Raw genomic sequence first — 20,849 nt, 5'->3', positions numbered from 1 at the left:
GGTGACAGTGGTGCTCAAAAGAATTGTTCATTTGTTTTTTATTGTATTGGGTGGAACCATTGGATATTTGTATATACCAGTAATTATAAATTTATTAGATTTTACGGATGCTAGTTGGGTAGCATCACCCTATTTAGGGACGGTTATAGGAGCCATTATTCTATTTTTCCTTTCCTACTGGTTGGGAGATTACATTGTCGGGTTTTTGAAATGGGTAGAAGAGTCTCTCATTAAATTGCCGGCAGGAGATTTGTTCTTTGGAAGTGTTGGCTTAATCGTTGGGTTAGTGATCGCATACTTTATTAGTGCTCCGTTACAGGATATTAATATTGAAGTAGTCTCACAGGTTTTACCGCTATTTATTATGATTCTTCTAGGCTACTTTGGATTCCAGGTTGGTTTTAGACGAAGAGAAGAGTTTGTTAATCTCATGAACATTAATAAAAGAGAACGTGATAAGCGGAAAACGTCTGATGAAGAACTGCTTGTTAACAATCATCCAAAACCTAAAATTCTGGATACAAGTGTCATTATTGATGGACGTGTTGCTGACATATGTCAGACGAAGTTTTTGGAAGGTACAATTGTTATTCCGCAGTTTGTGCTTGGTGAGCTTCAACATATAGCTGATTCCTCGGATGTTTTAAAACGCAATAGAGGACGACGTGGCTTGGATGTACTGAATCGTATTCAAAAAGAGCTTCCTGTAGAGGTGCAAATTTATGAGGGAGACTTCGAAGAAATACAAGAAGTAGACAGTAAGCTGATTAAGCTTGCTAAGGTGATGGATGGTATTGTCGTAACAAATGATTTTAATTTGAATAAAGTTTGCGATCTGCAGAGCGTTGCCGTTCTGAATATCAATGACCTTGCCAATGCCGTAAAGCCGGTTGTTCTACCTGGTGAAGAATTAGTAGTACAAGTGATTAAGGATGGTAAAGAACATAATCAAGGGGTTGCTTACCTTGATGATGGGACGATGATTGTAGTAGAAGAGGGCAGGGATTATATCGGAAAAACGATAGAAGTGCTAATAACAAGTGTCCTGCAGACATCAGCCGGTCGCATGATCTTCGCGAAACCAAAATTACTTGAAAAAGCTTTATAAAAAGGGTATAACTAGTAAAGTGATAACAGAAATTGTTATCACTTTTTGATATACTTAAGAAAAGTGTTTAAAAGTTATGGGATTGGAAGAAACTTGAGTCTACCAATACAGCCATTTAGTAGCTTTTAATTAATACGATAACATACACACTAAAAAGGAATAATTAGGGGGCACTTATGATGACAAATCAAGTTCGTGTTCGATATGCACCAAGTCCAACTGGCCATTTGCATATTGGAAATGCGCGTACCGCATTATTTAACTATCTATATGCCAAACACTTTGATGGTAAGTTTATTATTAGAATTGAAGATACAGATGATAAACGAAACGTAGAAGGTGGAGAAGAGAGTCAGCTTGAGTTTCTAAAATGGCTTGGCATTGAATGGGATGAGGGAGCGGATATTGGTGGAAACTATGGTCCATATCGCCAGACAGAGCGCCTTGACCTTTATAATAAATATGTGAAAGAGCTTCTTGAAAAAGATCTTGCCTACAAATGTTATATGACAGAAGATGAGCTCGAAGCAGAGCGTGAAGAACAACGGGCCAATGGGCAGGTTCCGAAATATGCCGGTAAACATAGCAACCTAACACCTGAGCAAATAGAGCAATTTGAAAAAGAGGGACGGAAGCCGAGCATTCGCATGCGCGTTCCAGCTGGGAAAACATACACTTTTAAGGATCTAGTTCGAGATAATATTACGTTTGAATCAGAAGACTTTGGTGACTGGGTTATCGTGAAGAAAAACGGCATCCCTACGTATAATTTCGCAGTTGCGATTGATGATCACTTAATGGAAATTTCTCATGTGTTGCGCGGTGAAGAGCATATCTCTAACACACCTAAACAGATGATGGTATATGACGCATTTGGTTGGGAGCCTCCAACATTTGGACATATGACTTTAATCTTGAATGAAGAGCGGAAAAAGCTTAGCAAACGGGACGAACATATCCTGCAGTTTATTGAACAATACCGCAACCTGGGATACCTTCCAGAAGCATTGTTTAACTTTATTACATTGCTTGGATGGTCACCTGTTGGCGAAGAAGAAATATTTGATAAGCAAACATTGATTGAAATCTTTGATCCAGAGCGGTTATCTACTTCTGCGGCAATCTTTGATCGTCATAAACTGAAATGGATGAACAATGAATATATCAAAGCAATGGATCTTGATAAGGTAATCGACCTTGCGATGCCACAGCTAATTAAAGCGGGTAAACTCCCAGCGGATATGGATCAACAGAAAAGGGAATGGGCTGAAGCTGTCATCTCTCTATATCGTGAACAATTACGTTTCGGTGCTGAAATTGTTGAGCTAACTGAGCTATTCTTCAATGAATCACTGAATTATGATGAAGGTGCAATGGATGTTCTTCAAGAAGAGCAAGTACCGGAAGTATTACAGGTTTTTGCGGATAAGCTTATTCACTTGGATAGCTTTAACAAGGACGATATAAAAGCCCAAATTAAAGCGACCCAAAAGGAAACAGGCCATCGTGGTAAGAAGCTATTTATGCCAATACGAGTAGCTACTACTGGTCAGACACATGGTCCAGAGCTTCCAATGGCTATTGAACTGCTTGGCAAAGAGGTTATTTTGCAACGATTGGATAATGTTCTTAAACAATTAGGAGCGTAATGATTCACAACTTTAGGCAAATATAATATAGTATAGAATAAGTATTGCAGATTTAATTATCTTGGTGTGGAAGGACAATGTAAACGGCGCTTAGCTCATTTTGCTAGTACCTAGCTGTGCTACGTTGCTTTAACGTTTATTCTCCTTTCTGCTTATTCATATAGAACGTTGAAGAGGGAAAGTAAAAAACAAGCTGCTTATCCAGAGAGAACCACCTTGGCTGTGAGTGGTTTTGGGCATTGTTTTTGAAGTGCTCCTCGGAGTCCGTTATGGAATATAAGTACATAACGGCGGTACTCTCCCGTTACGAGAGATTTGAGTTGGGAGGAGCTTTCCTCCAAACAGAGTGGGACCGCGCTAAAGCGTCTCTGTGTATACATGCACAGGGGCGCTTTTTTTACGTTGAAAACGTATTTCATTGCACGTTAGGAAAGTATAAAGTTTCAGCAAGGAAGCAAAGTCAACGCGGTGAAAATTTTGAAGTTCCAACTATAAGAAAGACTTTCCCATTGGCTAAAGGACGAGCGAATGCGAGTTTTTCTAATGAAGGTATGACACGAATTGGCAAAGGAGGTTCGGCTTACTTGGGGATGTTTAAACGAATGAAGGAAGATATGGATGTAGTGTTTGAACAAGATCCGGCTGCACGTAGCTATATAGAAGTGCTTTTAACCTACTCAGGCTTACATGCCGTTTGGGCACATCGCATCGCACATGCTTTTTATAAGCGGAAGCTATATTTTATTGCGCGGGTTATCTCGCAGGTGGCAAGGTTTTTAACAGGTATAGAAATACACCCTGCGGCCAATATTGGCAGACGACTATTTATTGACCATGGAATGGGTGTGGTTATCGGGGAAACCTGTGATATTGGAGATAATGTGACCATCTTCCAAGGCGTAACCCTAGGAGGAACTGGCAAGGAAAAGGGGAAGCGCCATCCTACTTTAAAAGATCATGCCCTTATTGCAACAGGGGCAAAGGTTCTTGGATCGATTACCATTGGGGAAAGTGCAAAAGTAGGTGCTGGGTCTGTGGTCCTGATAGATGTTCCAGATCACGCAACCGTTGTTGGAATCCCTGGAAAAATAGTAAAACAAAATGGGGAGAAAGTAAGTAGAGAACTTGATCACAACAATTTACCTGATCCTGTACAAGATCGCTGTCAGCACTTACAGGGACAAATAGATGCACTGAAACTCGAATTAGCTCAATTGAAGGAAGGGAATAGCAATGGCGATAAAAATTTATAATACACTTACACGACAAAAAGAAGAATTTAAACCTTTAGAAGAAGGAAAGGTCAGTATGTATGTCTGCGGGCCAACTGTCTATAACTACATTCATATTGGAAACGCCCGTCCGGCAATTGTGTTTGATACGGTGAGGAGATATTTTGAATACGAAGGCTTTAAAGTCGACTATGTGCTTAATTTTACAGATGTAGATGATAAAATCATCAAAACAGCGAAGGAGCTAGGGGAAGAGGTACCATCCATTGCTGACCGATTTATCAATGCGTATCTCGAGGATGTTGACGCATTAGGAGTGAAAGAAGCTACCCATAATCCAAGAGTAATGGAGACAATGGACGATATCATCGCATTTATTCAGGTGCTTATAGATAAAGGGTATGCCTATGCGGTAGATGGAGATGTGTATTTCAAACCTCGTGCATTTGAGGGCTACGGGAAGCTATCGCATCAATCGATTGACGAACTCCGTTCCGGGGCGAGAATCCAAATTGGCGAGAAGAAAGAGGATCCACTTGATTTCGCTCTTTGGAAAAGTGCCAAGGAGGATGAAATTGCCTGGGAAACGCCTTGGGGAAAAGGTAGACCAGGTTGGCATATTGAATGCTCGGCAATGGCTAAGAAATACCTCGGAGATACGATCGACATTCATGCTGGTGGGCAAGACCTTGCTTTTCCACACCATGAAAATGAAATAGCACAATCAGAAGCTATGACTGGTAAATCCTTTGCAAGATACTGGATGCATAATGGATATATTAATATTGAAAACGAAAAAATGTCTAAATCACTTGGGAATTTTGTTCTGACAAGGGATCTGATTAATCACCATGATCCACAGGTGCTCCGCTTCTTTATGCTTAGTGTGTATTATCGTAATCCGATTAACTTTACAGTAGAGCTTCTAGAAAGCGCCAAAAACAGTCTGGAACGTATTAAGACCTCGTACTTTAATCTTGAGCATCGAAAAGCTTCTAGTATGAATTTGGATAATAATATAGAATGGCTGAAGCAAATCCAAGAGCACAAAAAAGCCTTCGAGCAATCCATGGAGGACGACTTTAATACAGCAAATGCCATTTCCGTGTTATTTGATTTAGCAAAAGATGCGAATGTGTATTTGGAATCCAAGCAAACGTCCACTCATGTTATTGAAGCATTCCAAGAGGCGATTGCGTCCTTGCTAAAGGTACTTGGGATAGAGCTGAATGAGGAAGCTGGTTTATTGGATGAAGAAGTTGAGTCTTTAATCCAGGAAAGAAATGAAGCCAGAACAAACCGTAACTTTGCAAGAGCTGATGAAATTAGAGACAATCTGAAGGAACAGAGTATTATTCTAGAAGATACACCACAAGGAGTACGCTGGAAGAGGGGTTAATAATGGAGCGGAATGTAAAGCAAATGAAAAGTCTGGCTCTTGCCTATATGGGGGATGCGATCTATGAAGTTTATGTACGTGAGCATCTCCTGGATTCCGGCCAAGTGAAACCACACCAGCTCCATCAGCGGGCAATTCGGTTTGTATCTGGAAAAGCGCAAGCAAATATAATCTTGCATTGGCTTGAGGTAAAGCATTTAACGGAAGAAGAGGAAAAAATCGTGGCCCGGGGGCGGAATGCCAAGTCGGGCACGATTCCTAAAAATATAAGTGTACAAACCTATCGTTACAGTACAGCATTTGAAACGTTAATTGGCTATCATTACTTAATGAAAAATGAAGCAAGATTACAAGAGCTCTTGCAGGAGGCGATTGAATGGACAGAAGCGAGGATGGATTAAAAGTGGATCAAGAAATGATTATTGGGAAAAACCCTGTAATGGAAGCATTAAAGTCAGGGAGATCGGTTAATAAAGTGATGGTTTCAGAGCAATTAAACAGCAACATGCTAGGGAAACTCAATCAAGCAGCAAAAGAAGCGGGAACTGTCGTGCAGAAGGTTCCAAGGAACAAATTGGATCAGCTATCTAAGGAGAATCACCAGGGTGTTATTGCGTATGTTGCCTCATACCAGTACGCCTCAGTGGATGACTTATTTAATAAGGCGGAAGAAAAGCAGGAAGCCCCATTCTTCATCATTTTAGATGAGTTGGAAGACCCGCATAACCTCGGTTCTATCCTCAGGACGGCAGATGCAGTGGGCGTGCACGGTGTCATTATTCCAAAACGGCGATCAGTAGGGTTAACGGCAACTGTAGCAAAAACGTCAGCTGGTGCGATAGAGCATATACCAGTTGCGCGTGTGACGAATATTGCTAACACAATCGATGAACTGAAAGAACGGAATGTATGGGTTGTCGGAACAGAAGCGGAAGCAACCGAAGATTATCGTCACTTAGATGGGGCTATGCCAATTGCTCTTGTGATTGGAAATGAAGGAAAAGGAATAAGTCGCTTAGTTCGTAAAAAATGTGATTGGACTGTGAGCCTGCCGATGGTTGGAGCAGTTTCCTCCTTGAATGCTTCGGTAGCATGTGGCCTGTTGCTATATGAGGTATTCCGTAAAAGACACCCGGCTGGTGGTTAAGAATGATCGTTCTTGTGGTAGATGGGTATAACATCATCGGCGACTGGGAGGAACTGAAGCAGCTCAAGGAGAAAGAAATCGGACAAGCTCGAGATAGGCTCATTGAACTAATGGCTGAATATCAAGCCTATTCAGGGCATCGGGTTATCGTGGTGTTTGACGCTTATTATGTTAGAGGGATCACAAGTAAAACCAAAACATTTAAAGTTGAAGTGATCTATACAAAGGAAAAAGAAACAGCAGACGAATGTATCGAAAAGTTGGTTAAGACGTTAAAGAATGTACAAACACAGGTCTATGTGGCTACATCTGATTATGCTGAACAACGGACAATCTTTGGACAAGGTGCACTTAGAAAGTCCGCAAGAGAATTACAAATTGAATTAAAAAATATTGAACGAGATATTGAAGCAACAATTGAGCAGCACAAAAAAGTGCAGTCTAAAAGTAAAATTGTGCTTAACGAAGAAATCATGGAAAAATTCGAGAAGTGGAGAAGAGGCGGCTTTTAAAGCCGTCTTTTTTGATTGCCGGTTTAGTGGGCGCGGTCCAATCAACCGGAAGAGCGCGCCAATCGATGAAAAGAGCGGTCCAATCAACGAGAAGATTGATCCAATCGATTAGAAGAGCGGTTCAATCAACCGAAGGAGCGCTCCAATCAACCGGAAGAGCGCTCCAATCGATGAAAAGAACGGTTCAATCAACCGGAAGGGCGCTCCAATCGATGAAAAGAGCGGTCCAATCAACCGGAAGAGCGCTTCAATCGATGAAAAGAGCGGTCCAATCAACCAGAGTAGCATCTCAACCAATCACCATAAAGACCGTCTAAATCATCCTCTCGCCACGCTTTTATTTTAAAGAGCTGCTAAATTCTTCCTGCCTTGTATTGACTAAGATAAAACGCTTCCTGTATACTATTCATAATAGTAACGGAAATAGCGCGGTTAGGAAATCCAACAAGTAATAGCCCTTACATTGTTGCAATGGATTAGCAATTGTTTCAAACCGCTATACTCTCGTTATAGTGACTGCGTTGTAGTCAGGGGGTCAAACTTGGTGAATGTCAAGCCATTAGAGACAGATACAGTGAACTTTCAAACGCTTGATGACGATGAGGTACTACAATTAGTGCATGCCGGAAATAGTCATGCGCTTGATTTCCTAATTCATAAATATCGTAATTTTGTACGTGCTAAAGCGCGCACCTATTTCTTAATTGGCGCGGATAAAGAGGATATTATTCAGGAAGGAATGATTGGCCTTTACAAAGCGATTCGTGACTTCGATGGAGACAAGCTATCTTCCTTTAAAGCTTTTGCTGAGCTATGTGTTACAAGACAAATTATTACGGCTATAAAAACAGCGACAAGGCAAAAACATATCCCGCTCAACTCCTATGTGTCGTTGGACAAGCCAATGTATGATGAGGAGTCCGAACGAACGCTGCTCGATGTTATAGCAGGTTCCAAAGCAATTGATCCACAGGAAATGCTTTTACACAGAGAAAAGTTCGGCGACATGGAATTAAAATTATCTGAATTATTAAGCGAGTTAGAAAAGAAAGTGCTCCATCTATACCTTGATGGCTGCACTTATCAGGAGATCTCCGGTAAGTTGAATCGACACGTGAAATCAATTGATAACGCGCTCCAGCGGGTGAAGAAAAAATTAGAGCAATTACTAGAAGCAAACGACGTCTCCTACTAAGGGCGCGTTGACACAAAGCTATAACCGTGCTACATTATTAGTATATTTTGTACCTTTATAAAAGATGACGCTTTGTGATGGGACAACCTCACATATGGGGTGAAGAGATGAATAAAAAGATAACGTTGGCGTGTGCAGTTTGTCTAAGTAGAAATTATTCAACAAATAAAAACACATCCACACATGCAGATCGCTTGGAAGTGCGTAAATACTGCAAAACATGTGGGAAGCATACGTTGCACCGAGAAACAAAATAAATAAATGTTTATCAGCATATTGGAGATTCCGGTAAACGATGGGGGTTACAAGCATGTTTAAGTTTTTGCGAAATGTTTCTAGAGAAATGAAGAAAGTCAGCTGGCCAAAAGGAAAAGAACTAACAAGTTACACCATAACGGTTATTTCTACGGTAGCCTTTGTGGCAGTATTTTTCTTTCTGATTGACCTTGGAATAACTCAAATTTTGAATCTGCTATAATATTTGTTGAATAATTACAATATAATTATGCTATAATGGAAATTAATAGTACATTTCAGGAAACCCGTCTCAACGGGTTTTTTAAATTGTCTTAAAAAGTAGCACAAACATAAAGTGAAACTTCAATCGGTGGAAGCTTTCGTTCTTCGCCCACTGATTGTTAGTTGAACGAATCGGGGTGTTAGCGCCCGTTTCCGCCCGCTTAAACATTCCGGTTTCATTTCATGTTTTAAAGTGGGAGTTATACGGACGGTTACACCGGGATAAATTCGACATCTATAACTTTTATATAAAGGGAGGGAAGGGCAAGCGATATTGTCCTGTGAAAATGGAGAAAAATTGGTATGTGGTTCATACGTACTCTGGTTATGAAAATAAAGTAAAAATGAACTTGGAAAAGCGTGTAGAGACAATGGGTATGGAAGACAAGATTTTCCGTGTCATTGTTCCTGAAGATGAAGAAACCGAAATCAAAAACGGGAAAAAGAAAGTAACGAAGAAAAAATTCTTCCCTGGCTATGTTTTAACTGAAATGGTTATGACGGATGACTCTTGGTATGTTGTTCGAAATACACCTGGGGTTACAGGCTTTATTGGATCTAGTGGGGGCGGAACGAAGCCAACACCACTATTACCAGATGAAGTGGAAACCGTGCTAAAACGTATGGGTGTGGCAGAGTCTGTTGTACAAGTAGACTTTGACTTGAAAGAAAATGTCCGTGTAACTGACGGGCCGTTTACTGACTTTACTGGTTCAATTGAACATATCGACATCGATAAACAGAAAGTCAAAGTGCATGTTAATATGTTTGGCAGGGAAACACCTGTAGAATTAGATTTTTCACAGGTTGAAAAACTGTCCTAGAGGCTGTTTTGGAAGAAATAATAAGACAAGACCTTGCAATATTTTTAAATTCATGCTAAAATTCTTTTGTTATTCATGCACTCTAAATCGAGAGCAATGGAAAATAGGAGTGGGAGGGGAAAATCCCCTATTACCACATCACGGACTTTAAGGAGGTGTGTCTCGTGGCTAAAAAAGTAATCAAGCTAGTAAAGCTACAAATTCCAGCTGGGAAAGCGAATCCGGCACCACCAGTAGGACCTGCACTAGGTCAAGCGGGTGTTAATATCATGGGATTCTGTAAAGAATTCAACGCACGTACTCAAGATCAAGCGGGTATGATTATCCCTGTTGAAATCACGGTTTTTGAAGACCGTTCATTTACATTTATTACGAAAACTCCACCAGCAGCAGTATTGTTGAAAAAAGCAGCAGGTATTGAAACTGCTTCAGGTGAGCCGAACCGTAATAAAGTCGCTACTGTTAAACGCGATAAAGTAAAAGAAATCGCAGAAACAAAAATGCCTGATTTAAACGCCGCTGATGTTGAAGCAGCGATGCGCATGGTTGAAGGAACTGCTCGCAGCATGGGTATTACAATCGAGGACTAATTAGCGGAAGTGCCCGTTAAACAGTTTTTTTAGAACAAATACGGTACAGGTTGCGAATAGTATGCCATACTCGCAACCTTTTTCGTGAATGTGACCCATCTTGAGGGATGGGCTCACAGCTTTACAGAAGCGAGTCGGCTTTTGTAAGTGGGAGGTATTACCGTTATAACCACAATAGAGGAGGAAATAAAATGGCTAAAAAAGGTAAAAAGCATCAAGAAGCTGCAAAGCTTGTTGATCGTTCAAAATCATACGAAGTAGCTGAAGCAGTTTCTCTTGTGAAAGAGGTAGCTAAAGCTAACTTTGACGAAACAGTAGAAGCGGCTTTCCGTTTGGGAGTAGATCCTAAGAAAGCAGACCAGCAAATCCGTGGAGCAATGGTTCTTCCACATGGTACTGGTAAAACACAACGTGTATTGGTTTTCGCAAAAGGCGAAAAAGCAAAAGAGGCAGAAGCAGCTGGAGCTGACTACGTTGGAGAATCTGATTACATTAATAAAATCAACCAAGGTTGGTTCGAATTTGACGTAATCGTTGCTACTCCAGACATGATGGCTGAAGTTGGTAAGCTTGGTCGCGTATTGGGACCAAAAGGCTTAATGCCAAACCCGAAAACTGGAACTGTAACTTTTGAAGTTGAAAAAGCGGTGAAGGATATCAAAGCAGGTAAAGTAGAATACCGCGTTGATAAACAATCTAACATCCACGTTCCAATCGGGAAAATCTCTTTTGACAACGATAAATTAATCGAAAACTTCGTGGCTCTTACAGAACAACTTGTAAAAGTTAAACCACAAGCTGCTAAAGGAACTTATATGAAGAATGCTTCTATAGCTTCTACAATGGGTCCTGGAGTTAAAGTAGATGTAACAACTTACACTCGTCGTTAATTAGTGGTTGACTCTCAGGGAAACCTGAGGTATACTAAGAGGCGTTGAATAAAAGAATACGTTGTACCGTAGACAGTAGGGGCGGATCCATCCGCTTAATATCCTGCCGAGGTGTTTATAAAACAGATCGATGAATCCTTATGATTATCGTATGTTATAGTAAGCTCCCGTGTCTGCGCGGGAGCTTCTTTTGTTTATAAAACAAGAACAATAGGAAGTTACGCTTCTCTGGTTAATTCCAGTTGGCCTATTCTTATTGGCTCTGTGCAGATTCGGTTTCCTTTTACGGTATGATCAATTGTCAAACAGGAGGTGGAAGAATGTCCGGTATTATTGAGCAAAAGAAACAAGTTGTAGATGAAATCACTGAAAAATTCCGTGCAAGCCAAACTTCTGTAGTTGTAGACTACCGTGGTCTTGATGTTGCGGAAGTTACAGAACTACGTAAACAACTACGTGAAGCTGGAATTGATTTCAAAGTATACAAAAACTCAATGGCTCGCCGTGCTGTTGAAGCTGCTGAGTTAAATGATCTAAGCGATGTGTTGGTTGGACCAACTGCTTTAGCATTCAGTAACGATGATGTAGTAGCACCAGCAAGAATTCTTAACGATTTCGCTAAAAAACACGAAGCGTTGGAAATTAAAGGTGGAGTAATTGAAGGGAAAGTTGCAACCCTTGATCAAATCAAAGAGCTTGCAGATCTTCCGAATTACGAAGGCATGGTTTCTATGCTGCTTAGCGTGCTTACAGCACCAGTACGAAACTTCGCATACGCTACAAAAGCTATCGCGGAGCAAAAAGAAGAACAAGGCGCATAATCTGTGCCTAGCAGGATAAAAAAATTACATTTAAAATAGGAGGCAATTTTATCATGACTAAAGAACAAATCATTGATGCGATTAAAGAAATGTCAGTTCTAGATCTTAATGACCTAGTTAAAGCAATTGAAGAAGAATTTGGTGTAACAGCTGCAGCGCCAGTAGCAGTAGCAGGTGGCGCAGGAGCTGGAGAAGCTGCTGAAGAGCAAACAGAATTTGATGTAGTACTTGAAAGTGCTGGAGCATCTAAAATTAAAGTTGTTAAAGCAGTACGTGAAATCACTGGTCTTGGTCTTAAAGACGCAAAAGATCTAGTTGATAACGCACCAAAAGCTATCAAAGAAGCTGTATCTAAAGATGAAGCTGAAGAAGTTAAAGGCAAGCTAGAAGAAGCAGGCGCTTCTGTAGCAGTTAAGTAATTTCCATAATGGGAGCTCGTCGTATTTCATGCGACGGGCTCTCTATGTATAAACCCTTATCGATAGCAATCCAGCTATTCGTATCTTCGCAAAACTATTAAAAAGTAGGTGCCAAATGTCTGAGCATTACTTCTCACAACAACCTCATTCTAAACGTTCACCAAAGACATGGAGTTATACATTACGCGGGACATCCTACACCTTTACGAGCGATGTCGGGGTATTTTCAAAAAATGATGTTGATTTTGGATCCAGATTGCTTATTGAGCAATTCACGGAGCCGAAAGTAGACGGAGATATTCTGGATATGGGGTGTGGTTATGGCCCAATCGGCATTACGCTGGCAGACGAATTCGCTGAACGCCATGTATTCATGGCAGATGTGAATGAAAGAGCAGTGGAGCTTGCCGAAAAAAACGCACAATTAAACCATGTATCCAATACAACAGTGTTCCAAAGTGATCTCTTTGCAAAAGTAACGAAGAGAGACTTTGCTGCGATATTAACAAACCCTCCAATAAGAGCTGGAAAAAAAGTGGTTCACCAATTGTTTGAAGAAGCCCATGCCGCTTTAGCTGAGGGCGGGGAGCTCTGGATTGTGATTCAGAAAAAGCAAGGTGCCCCATCAGCCATCAAAAAGTTGGAAACATTGTTTGGAGAAGTAGAAACGATGGCGAAAGATAAAGGCTATTTTATATTGCGGGCTATTAATGTTTGACCGCTCTATTTTGTTATGTTAAGATAGGAAAATGCTAACATGGGGGTTCTTCTGTCAAGAAGTATTTTCATAAAAATTGAAACGTATATTTTATAAGTCTTCGGGGACACTTGTAAAATCGGGTAAAATAAGAGACGGTTTTTTAAATAAAAAGCCTTTTTTCTATTTTTATTTTGCGTTTCTCTAGCATTTTTTACGTATTATTCTACTTGTAACCACTCCGAATTACAAGTTGTTCAGTATGTTTACTGGGCATTTTATGTTTGTTTGCTAGAACCGGAAAGCAGGCTATTTTAGTATGTTTTCCTAAATATAATAACCCATTCCGAGTAGAGAAATCTATAAAGAATGCATGATTTAAGGGGTGAAGCAGTTGACAGGTCAACTAGTTCAGTATGGACGGCACCGCCAACGCAGGAGCTATGCGCGCATTAGTGAAGTATTAGAGTTGCCAAACCTAATCGAGATTCAAACCGCTTCTTATGAGTGGTTCTTAGAAGAAGGTTTGCGGGAAATGTTTAGAGACATCTCTCCTATTGAAGATTTTACAGGTAATTTATCACTAGAGTTTGTGGATTACAGTCTCAGTGAGCCGAAATACCCTGTAGATGAATCAAAAGAAAGAGACGTTACGTACAATGCTCCGCTTCGCGTGAAGGTCCGTTTGATTAATAATGAGACCGGTGAAGTAAAAGAGCAGGAAGTATTTATGGGTGATTTCCCATTAATGACAGATACAGGTACTTTCGTAATTAATGGTGCGGAACGAGTAATTGTTTCCCAGCTCGTACGTTCACCAAGTGTCTACTATAATGAAAAGATAGACAAAAACGGTAAAAGGGGTGTAGCTGCTACGGTTATTCCCAATAGGGGAGCTTGGCTAGAGTTTGAAACAGATGCCAAGGACGTTGCCTATGTTCGTATCGACCGTACACGTAAGTTGCCGATCACAGTGCTTCTTCGTGCCCTTGGTTTTGGTACAGATCAGGAAATCATTGATCTTCTTGGTGATAATGAGTACCTCAAAAACACTCTTGAAAAAGATAATACAGAAACCACGGAAAAAGCGCTACTGGAAATTTATGAGCGTCTTCGTCCTGGTGAGCCACCGACAGTTGAAAATGCTAAAAGTCTATTAGTATCACGTTTCTTTGATCCTAAGCGATATGATTTAGCTCATGTTGGACGCTATAAAATGAATAAAAAATTACACATAAAAAACCGCCTATTCAACCAAGTGCTGGCTGAAACGGTAGTGGATCAGGAAACTGGTGAAGTTCTTGCAGAGAAAGGCGATAAGCTAGAACGTAAACTATTAAATAAACTAATCCCTTATCTTGATAAAGCGGAAGAAAAGCTTGGCGAGATTACAAGCGAGCCAAAAGATGGCGTTCTAGAAGAAGATATTACGTTACAATCCATTAAAATCGTAGATCCAACAGACCCTAGTGGTGAAAGAGTGCTTAACGTAATCGGTAATGCTGATGTGGATACTAGCGTGAAGAACATTACACCTGCTGATATCCTTTCATCAATCAGTTACTTCTTTAACCTATTACACCGAGTAGGGGACACAGATGACATTGACCATCTAGGTAATCGTCGTTTGCGTTCAGTTGGTGAATTGTTGCAAAACCAATTCCGTATTGGTTTGTCACGTATGGAGCGTGTCGTGCGTGAGAGAATGTCCATTCAGGATACTTCTAGCATTACACCACAACAATTAATCAACATTCGTCCGGTTATTGCGTCTATTAAAGAATTCTTTGGTAGTTCACAGTTATCCCAGTTTATGGACCAGACGAATCCGCTAGCAGAGTTGACGCATAAACGTCGTCTATCTGCACTTGGACCAGGTGGTTTGACACGTGAGCGTGCTGGATTTGAAGTACGTGACGTTCACTATTCCCACTATGGTCGTATGTGTCCGATTGAAACACCAGAGGGTCCAAACATCGGTTTGATTAACTCTCTGTCCAGTTATGCAAAAGTGAACAAGTTCGGCTTTATCGAAACCCCTTATCGTCGTGTAGATCCTGAAACAGGTAAGGTTACAGCGCAGATTGATTATCTGACAGCAGATGAAGAAGATAATTACGTTGTTGCACAGGCAAATGCGAAATTAGGCGATGAAGGAAACTTTGTTGACGAAGAAGTAATTGCTCGTTTCCGCGGGGAGAACACCATTGTTCCGCGTGATCAAATTGATTACATGGACGTATCTCCAAAACAGGTTGTATCTGCTGCGACAGCATGTATTCCTTTCTTGGAGAATGATGACTCCAACCGTGCATTAATGGGTGCGAACATGCAACGTCAGGCTGTTCCTTTGATGAACCCGGAAGCACCGATTGTTGGTACTGGTATGGAATATGTAGATGGTAAAGACTCAGGTGCCGCTATTATTTGTCGCCATGAAGGAATCGTGGAACGCGTAGAAGCGAAAGAAATCTACGTACGTCGTATTTCTGAAGTGGATGGTAAAGAAGTAGAAGGTGACGTAGATCGTTACAAGCTACAGAAGTACATTCGTTCCAACCAAGGAACTTGTTACAACCAACGCCCGATCGTAAGTGGAGGCGACCGAGTAACAAAAGGCGAAATCTTAGCTGATGGTCCTTCCATGGAAAATGGAGAGCTGGCGCTAGGACGTAATGTTCTTGTAGGATTTATGACCTGGGAAGGTTATAACTATGAGGATGCTATCATCATGAGTGAGAGACTTGTAAAGGACGATGTTTATACTTCTATTCACATCGAAGAATATGAGTCTGAAGCGCGTGATACAAAGCTTGGACCAGAAGAAATTACAAGAGATATCCCGAACGTTGGGGAAGATGCATTGAAGAACCTTAATGAGCATGGAATTATCCGTATTGGTGCTGAGGTAACAGACGGTGACATTCTTGTAGGGAAAGTAACACCAAAAGGGGTTACAGAACTATCTGCCGAAGAGCGCTTGTTACATGCTATCTTTGGTGAAAAAGCTCGTGAGGTTAGAGATACATCCTTACGTGTACCACATGGTGCTGGTGGAATCGTTCATGATGTTAAAATCTTCAACCGTGAAGATGGAGACGAACTGCCACCAGGGGTAAATCAACTTGTTCGTGCATATATCGTCCAAAAACGTAAAATTCATGAGGGCGATAAAATGGCAGGACGTCATGGTAACAAAGGTGTAATTTCTAAAATTTTACCTGAAGAAGATATGCCGTTCATGCCGGATGGCACACCAATTGATATCATGCTTAACCCATTAGGGGTACCATCACGTATGAATATCGGACAGGTGTTTGAACTACATCTAGGAATGGCTGCAAGACAGCTTGGACTACATGTTGCATCACCGGTATTTGATGGTGCTACAGAAGAAGATGTATGGGAAACGCTTGAAGAAGCGGGAATGCCTCGTGACGCGAAAACCGTTCTTTATGATGGTAGAAGCGGTGAGCCATTTGATAACCGTGTGTCTGTTGGTGTCATGTACATGATCAAACTTGCTCACATGGTTGATGATAAATTACACGCCCGTTCAACAGGTCCTTATTCACTTGTAACGCAGCAACCACTAGGTGGTAAAGCACAATTCGGTGGACAGCGTTTCGGTGAGATGGAGGTTTGGGCACTTGAAGCATATGGTGCTGCATATACACTACAGGAAATATTAACTGTTAAATCAGATGATATTGTCGGTCGTGTGAAAACTTATGAGTCCATAGTTAAAGGTGACAACGTCCCTGAACCAGGCGTTCCAGAATCTTTCAAAGTATTAATCAAAGAACTTCAAAGTCTTGGAATGGATGTTAAAATGCTTTCCAGTGATGAACAAGAAATTGATATGCGCGAATTGGAAGAAGAGGAAACACAACAGGCAAGTAAACTCAATTTAGAAGTAGAAGGTAACTAAAAGTTGGATGGCAGGTTCCTATAGGGTTAGGAACCTCCCCCCACTTTTATTGTATATAACGCATAAATAAGCTTGTGGTAAATTTTTGGACACTAAAAGGGAGGTAGGCCCCTTGCTAGATGTAAATAATTTTGAGTATATGAAAATAGGGTTGGCTTCACCAGAAAAGATCCGTTCATGGTCATACGGTGAGGTAAAAAAACCTGAAACAATTAACTATCGGACACTAAAGCCAGAAAAAGACGGCCTGTTTTGCGAACGTATTTTTGGACCGCAAAAAGACTGGGAATGTCATTGTGGAAAATACAAACGAGTTCGTTATAAAGGCGTTGTTTGTGACCGATGTGGTGTGGAAGTAACAAAGGCAAAAGTTCGTCGTGAGCGTATGGGACATATTGAATTAGCAGCACCTGTTTCCCATATCTGGTATTTCAAAGGTATCCCAAGCCGAATGGGTCTTGTGCTAGATATGTCACCACGAGCATTGGAAGAAGTTATTTATTTCGCTGCATATATTGTTACAGAGACAGGTAACACACCATTAGAGAAAAAGCAGCTATTGTCAGAGAAAGAATACCGCGCTTATTATGACAAGTACGGAAAAACATTTAAAGCTCAAATGGGTGCAGAGGCAATCCGTAAACTTCTTCAAGACATTGACCTAGAAAAAGAAGTCGATGCAATGAAAGAAGAATTGAAGACAGCTCAAGGACAACGGAGAACACGTGCAATTAAACGTCTAGAGGTACTTGAATCATTCCGTAATTCCGGTAATGATACTTCTTGGATGGTATTGGACGTATTACCTGTTATTCCACCAGAAATCCGTCCAATGGTACAACTGGATGGTGGGCGTTTTGCCACTTCTGATTTAAATGACTTGTATCGTCGTGTAATTAACCGTAACAACCGTCTTAAACGACTATTGGATCTTGGAGCACCAAGCATTATCGTACAAAACGAGAAGCGGATGCTACAAGAAGCGGTAGATGCACTAATTGATAATGGCCGTCGCGGTCGTCCAGTGACTGGTCCTGGTAATAGACCACTTAAATCCCTTTCACATATGCTTAAAGGGAAACAGGGTCGTTTCCGTCAAAACTTGCTAGGTAAACGTGTTGACTATTCTGGTCGTTCTGTTATCGTCGTTGGTCCACATCTGAAAATGTATCAATGTGGTCTGCCGAAGGAAATGGCGCTAGAATTATTCAAACCATTCATCATGAAAGAGCTCGTTGCAAAAGGTATTGCGCACAACATCAAGTCCGCTAAGCGGAAAATTGAACGTGTACATCCAGAGGTTTGGGACGTATTGGAAGAAGTAATTAAGGAGCATCCTGTATTACTTAACCGTGCACCAACGCTTCACAGATTGGGAATTCAGGCATTTGAGCCAACATTGGTAGAAGGCCGGGCAATTAGGTTACATCCACTTGTATGTACAGCATATAACGCTGACTTTGATGGAGACCAAATGGCTGTCCATGTGCCGTTATCTGCAGAGGCTCAAGCTGAAGCGCGTATCTTAATGCTTGCAGCACAGAACATCTTAAATCCGAAAGATGGAAAACCAGTTGTTACACCTTCTCAGGATATGGTATTAGGAAACTACTACTTAACTCTAGAACGTGAAGATGCAATTGGGGAAGGTACTGTCTTTAAAGATCTTAATGAAGCAGTACTATCATACCAAAACGGTTATGTACATCTTCATACACGGATAGCTGTTCAGGCTTCAAGTCTAAACAATAAAACATTTACAGAAGAGCAACACAATCAGTTGCTAATTACAACGGTTGGGAAGCTTATTTTCAATAACATTCTTCCTGAGTCCTTCCCGTATATTAATGAGCCGACACAAAGTAACTTGGAGATCGAAACTCCGGAGAAATACTTTGTTGCTAATGGCACAAATATTAAGGAAGAGATAAAATCTCGAGATATTATCAAGCCGTTTAAGAAAGGTTTCCTTGGTGATATCATCGCTGAAGTCTTTAAGAAATTTAAGATCAGTGAAACGTCTAAAATGCTTGATAGAATGAAGGATCTCGGATTCAGCTATTCTACGAAGGCGGGTATGACTGTTGGTATCTCTGATATCGTGGTACTACCAGAAAAAGAAACAATTCTTGTAGAAGCACAGAAGAAAGTAGATAATGTCTTAAAACAATTCCGCCGTGGTCTGATTACAGATGAAGAGCGTTATGACAGAGTTATCGCTGTTTGGTCACAAGCGAAGGATAATATCCAAGAAAAACTTATGAAGTCACTTAGTGAACGTAACCCAATCTTCATGATGAGTGATTCTGGGGCGAGGGGTAATGCCTCTAACTTCACGCAGCTTGCTGGTATGCGTGGTCTAATGGCCAACCCGGCTGGTAAGATCATTGAGTTACCGATCAAGTCAAGTTTCCGAGAAGGACTTACAGTACTAGAGTACTTTATCTCCACTCACGGTGCGCGTAAAGGACTTGCCGATACTGCCTTGAAAACAGCGGACTCTGGTTACCTAACCCGTCGTCTCGTTGATGTTGCGCAGGATGTTATTGTCCGTGAAGATGACTGTGGTACAGATAGAGGCTTATCTGTTTCAGCTCTAACTGACGGTGCGGAATTAATTGAACCACTAATCGACCGTCTAATTGGTCGTACTGCGTTCCACCCTGTGAAGCACCCTGAAACCAATGACATTATCGTAGAGCATGATGAGTTGATTTCAGAGGATCAAGCGAAGCAAATTGTGGAAGCCGGCATTGAAGATGTTACCATTCGTACAGCGTTCACTTGTAACACAAAACATGGCGTTTGTCAGAAGTGCTATGGCCGTAACCTTGCTACAGGAGCCGATGTTGAAGTTGGCGAAGCAGTAGGAATTATCGCAGCACAATCCATCGGAGAGCCAGGTACACAGCTAACAATGCGTACCTTCCATACAGGTGGGGTTGCTGGAGACGATATTACCCAAGGTTTACCGCGTATCCAAGAGTTATTTGAAGCGCGTAACCCGAAAGGTCAAGCTGTAATTAGTGAAGTTTATGGTACGGTTCAGGAAGTTAAAGAAGTAAAAGATAAACAGGAAATCATTGTTCAAAGCGACGTAGAACAACGTGCTTACGCAGTTCCTTACAATGCCCGTATGAAGGTCAGCGTTGGAGACACCGTAATTGCTGGTCAGGAACTAACAGAAGGTTCTGTTGATCCAAAAGATCTATTACGTGTGCAAGGTGTGGAAGGCGTTCAGGATTACTTGTTACGCGAAGTACAACGGGTTTACCGTATGCAAGGTGTGGAAATTGGTGACAAACACGTAGAAGTAATGGTTCGCCAGATGCTTCGTAAGATAAGAGTAATTGATTCGGGTGATACAAAAGTTCTTCCGGGGTCCTTACTTGAACTACATCAATTCCGTGACGCCAACCATACGGTACTAAACGAGGGTGCGCAACCAGCGACAGGGAAACCTGTTCTGCTTGGTATTACAAAAGCTTCCCTTGAAACAGATTCCTTCTTATCAGCCGCATCGTTCCAAGAAACAACAAGAGTTCTTACAGATGCAGCGATCAAAGGAAAACGCGATGAATTACTTGGTCTAAAAGAGAATGTTATCATTGGTAAACTTGTTCCGGCTGGTACTGGAATGCAGAAATACCGAAAAGTGAAAGCTTCTCTAGATGACTTAGCAGATACAACTGAGGAAACAGAAGAAACAGAAACCATACAATAGTGGGGATAGCTTACGAACACCTAAAGTAGGGAGTCAGGAAGATAGAGAGTTTTGTTACGGATTTGTAGCAAACTGGCTCCCCTGACCTTTAGGTTAAAAACAAGGGATAACAATTAGAAGTACCAAAAATATTTTAAATCATGTTGACATTAAAAAATGTGAATGGTAGAATATTCAAGGTGCTTCTGATTA

19 protein-coding genes and 2 other annotated features are annotated in these 20,849 nt (G+C 41.1%); all 19 genes read left to right on the top strand.

The genetic code is table 11. The features are described from left to right. Nucleotides 1-10 precede the first annotated feature (10 nt). The 19 genes from ACTWPF_RS18965 to rpoC all read left to right on the top strand — a co-directional run bounded on the left by ACTWPF_RS18965 (nucleotide 11) and on the right by rpoC (nucleotide 20,657). The gene (locus ACTWPF_RS18965; protein WP_443150079.1) at nucleotides 11-1,108 is read left to right on the top strand and encodes a PIN/TRAM domain-containing protein; all 1,098 of its coding nucleotides are present in this window, start codon (nucleotides 11-13) and stop codon (nucleotides 1,106-1,108) included. A 179-nt stretch (nucleotides 1,109-1,287) separates the two neighbouring features. After that, nucleotides 1,288-2,757: a glutamate--tRNA ligase gene (gene gltX, locus ACTWPF_RS18960; protein ID WP_106895407.1), complete on the top strand. Its 1,470-nt coding sequence runs from the start codon at nucleotides 1,288-1,290 to the stop codon at nucleotides 2,755-2,757. Nucleotides 2,758-2,916: 159 nt separating this feature from the next. Continuing rightward, nucleotides 2,917-3,130 (top strand) — a binding site (T-box leader). Between the two features lie 217 nt (nucleotides 3,131-3,347). Then, complete coding sequence (cysE, locus tag ACTWPF_RS18955) at nucleotides 3,348-4,010, top strand: serine O-acetyltransferase (protein WP_106898441.1); 663 nt, start codon at nucleotides 3,348-3,350, stop codon at nucleotides 4,008-4,010. After that, nucleotides 3,991-5,388 (top strand): cysteine--tRNA ligase, encoded by a 1,398-nt coding sequence (cysS, locus tag ACTWPF_RS18950; RefSeq protein ID WP_443150078.1) that lies wholly within the window; start codon nucleotides 3,991-3,993, stop codon nucleotides 5,386-5,388. The genes cysE and cysS overlap by 20 nt, the downstream gene beginning before the upstream one ends. Before the next feature lie 2 nt (nucleotides 5,389-5,390). Continuing rightward, on the top strand, nucleotides 5,391-5,789 hold the full coding sequence (locus ACTWPF_RS18945) for a Mini-ribonuclease 3 (protein WP_161464111.1): 399 nt from the start codon (nucleotides 5,391-5,393) through the stop codon (nucleotides 5,787-5,789). Between the two features lie 2 nt (nucleotides 5,790-5,791). Continuing rightward, nucleotides 5,792-6,535, top strand: coding sequence for a 23S rRNA (guanosine(2251)-2'-O)-methyltransferase RlmB (rlmB, locus tag ACTWPF_RS18940; RefSeq protein ID WP_106898442.1), 744 nt, complete (start codon nucleotides 5,792-5,794; stop codon nucleotides 6,533-6,535). Nucleotides 6,536-6,537: 2 nt separating this feature from the next. Beyond that, nucleotides 6,538-7,047 carry an NYN domain-containing protein gene (locus ACTWPF_RS18935; protein WP_106895410.1) on the top strand — a complete coding sequence of 170 codons (510 nt, stop codon included), beginning with the start codon at nucleotides 6,538-6,540 and terminating at the stop codon, nucleotides 7,045-7,047. After that, complete coding sequence (locus tag ACTWPF_RS18930) at nucleotides 7,026-7,364, top strand: hypothetical protein (RefSeq protein ID WP_443150077.1); 339 nt, start codon at nucleotides 7,026-7,028, stop codon at nucleotides 7,362-7,364. Before ACTWPF_RS18935 ends, ACTWPF_RS18930 begins: the two co-directional genes overlap by 22 nt. Before the next feature lie 227 nt (nucleotides 7,365-7,591). Beyond that, nucleotides 7,592-8,242, top strand: a complete 651-nt coding sequence (gene sigH, locus ACTWPF_RS18925) for an RNA polymerase sporulation sigma factor SigH (protein ID WP_420830850.1) — start codon at nucleotides 7,592-7,594, stop codon at nucleotides 8,240-8,242. Nucleotides 8,243-8,349: 107 nt separating this feature from the next. Continuing rightward, nucleotides 8,350-8,499, top strand: coding sequence for a 50S ribosomal protein L33 (rpmG, locus tag ACTWPF_RS18920; protein ID WP_106895413.1), 150 nt, complete (start codon nucleotides 8,350-8,352; stop codon nucleotides 8,497-8,499). Between the two features lie 53 nt (nucleotides 8,500-8,552). Then, nucleotides 8,553-8,720, top strand: coding sequence for a preprotein translocase subunit SecE (gene secE / locus ACTWPF_RS18915; protein WP_036578693.1), 168 nt, complete (start codon nucleotides 8,553-8,555; stop codon nucleotides 8,718-8,720). Between the two features lie 328 nt (nucleotides 8,721-9,048). Next, a complete protein-coding gene (gene nusG, locus ACTWPF_RS18910; protein ID WP_036578692.1) occupies nucleotides 9,049-9,585 on the top strand; it encodes a transcription termination/antitermination protein NusG in 537 nt (178 codons plus the stop codon). Between the two features lie 164 nt (nucleotides 9,586-9,749). After that, nucleotides 9,750-10,175: a 50S ribosomal protein L11 gene (gene rplK / locus ACTWPF_RS18905; RefSeq protein ID WP_019375547.1), complete on the top strand. Its 426-nt coding sequence runs from the start codon at nucleotides 9,750-9,752 to the stop codon at nucleotides 10,173-10,175. 191 nt (nucleotides 10,176-10,366) lie between these two features. Next, nucleotides 10,367-11,065 (top strand): 50S ribosomal protein L1, encoded by a 699-nt coding sequence (gene rplA, locus ACTWPF_RS18900; RefSeq protein WP_036578691.1) that lies wholly within the window; start codon nucleotides 10,367-10,369, stop codon nucleotides 11,063-11,065. A 48-nt stretch (nucleotides 11,066-11,113) separates the two neighbouring features. After that, nucleotides 11,114-11,265 (top strand) — a sequence feature (ribosomal protein L10 leader region). Nucleotides 11,266-11,385: 120 nt separating this feature from the next. Beyond that, nucleotides 11,386-11,886: a 50S ribosomal protein L10 gene (rplJ, locus tag ACTWPF_RS18895; RefSeq protein WP_058950408.1), complete on the top strand. Its 501-nt coding sequence runs from the start codon at nucleotides 11,386-11,388 to the stop codon at nucleotides 11,884-11,886. A 53-nt stretch (nucleotides 11,887-11,939) separates the two neighbouring features. After that, nucleotides 11,940-12,305 carry a 50S ribosomal protein L7/L12 gene (gene rplL, locus ACTWPF_RS18890; protein ID WP_106895415.1) on the top strand — a complete coding sequence of 122 codons (366 nt, stop codon included), beginning with the start codon at nucleotides 11,940-11,942 and terminating at the stop codon, nucleotides 12,303-12,305. 115 nt (nucleotides 12,306-12,420) lie between these two features. Further along, complete coding sequence (locus ACTWPF_RS18885) at nucleotides 12,421-13,023, top strand: class I SAM-dependent methyltransferase (protein ID WP_443150076.1); 603 nt, start codon at nucleotides 12,421-12,423, stop codon at nucleotides 13,021-13,023. A 373-nt stretch (nucleotides 13,024-13,396) separates the two neighbouring features. After that, nucleotides 13,397-16,933, top strand: coding sequence for a DNA-directed RNA polymerase subunit beta (gene rpoB / locus ACTWPF_RS18880; RefSeq protein ID WP_058950410.1), 3,537 nt, complete (start codon nucleotides 13,397-13,399; stop codon nucleotides 16,931-16,933). Between the two features lie 112 nt (nucleotides 16,934-17,045). Further along, nucleotides 17,046-20,657, top strand: a complete 3,612-nt coding sequence (gene rpoC, locus ACTWPF_RS18875; RefSeq protein ID WP_443150075.1) for a DNA-directed RNA polymerase subunit beta' — start codon at nucleotides 17,046-17,048, stop codon at nucleotides 20,655-20,657. Nucleotides 20,658-20,849 lie beyond the last annotated feature (192 nt).

It is taken from the genome of Oceanobacillus sp. M65, assembly GCF_052246275.1.
In the GTDB taxonomy this organism is placed as follows: domain Bacteria; phylum Bacillota; class Bacilli; order Bacillales; family Amphibacillaceae; genus Oceanobacillus_B; species Oceanobacillus_B jordanicus.
This window is presented reverse-complemented; position numbering and strand designations above follow the sequence as displayed.

What these genes read in the sequence shown, in the direction of transcription:
- nusG (WP_036578692.1), top strand. Translation starts at nt 9,049, where the DNA reads ATGGAGAAAAATTGGTATGTGGTTCATACGTACTCTGGTTATGAAAAT.
- ACTWPF_RS18945 (WP_161464111.1), top strand. Translation starts at nt 5,391, where the DNA reads ATGGAGCGGAATGTAAAGCAAATGAAAAGTCTGGCTCTTGCCTATATG.
- ACTWPF_RS18885 (WP_443150076.1), top strand. Translation starts at nt 12,421, where the DNA reads ATGTCTGAGCATTACTTCTCACAACAACCTCATTCTAAACGTTCACCA.
- secE (WP_036578693.1), top strand. Translation starts at nt 8,553, where the DNA reads ATGTTTAAGTTTTTGCGAAATGTTTCTAGAGAAATGAAGAAAGTCAGC.
- gltX (WP_106895407.1), top strand. Translation starts at nt 1,288, where the DNA reads ATGACAAATCAAGTTCGTGTTCGATATGCACCAAGTCCAACTGGCCAT.
- ACTWPF_RS18935 (WP_106895410.1), top strand. Translation starts at nt 6,538, where the DNA reads ATGATCGTTCTTGTGGTAGATGGGTATAACATCATCGGCGACTGGGAG.
- cysE (WP_106898441.1), top strand. Translation starts at nt 3,348, where the DNA reads ATGTTTAAACGAATGAAGGAAGATATGGATGTAGTGTTTGAACAAGAT.
- cysS (WP_443150078.1), top strand. Translation starts at nt 3,991, where the DNA reads ATGGCGATAAAAATTTATAATACACTTACACGACAAAAAGAAGAATTT.
- rplJ (WP_058950408.1), top strand. Translation starts at nt 11,386, where the DNA reads ATGTCCGGTATTATTGAGCAAAAGAAACAAGTTGTAGATGAAATCACT.
- rplA (WP_036578691.1), top strand. Translation starts at nt 10,367, where the DNA reads ATGGCTAAAAAAGGTAAAAAGCATCAAGAAGCTGCAAAGCTTGTTGAT.
- rplL (WP_106895415.1), top strand. Translation starts at nt 11,940, where the DNA reads ATGACTAAAGAACAAATCATTGATGCGATTAAAGAAATGTCAGTTCTA.
- rpmG (WP_106895413.1), top strand. Translation starts at nt 8,350, where the DNA reads ATGAATAAAAAGATAACGTTGGCGTGTGCAGTTTGTCTAAGTAGAAAT.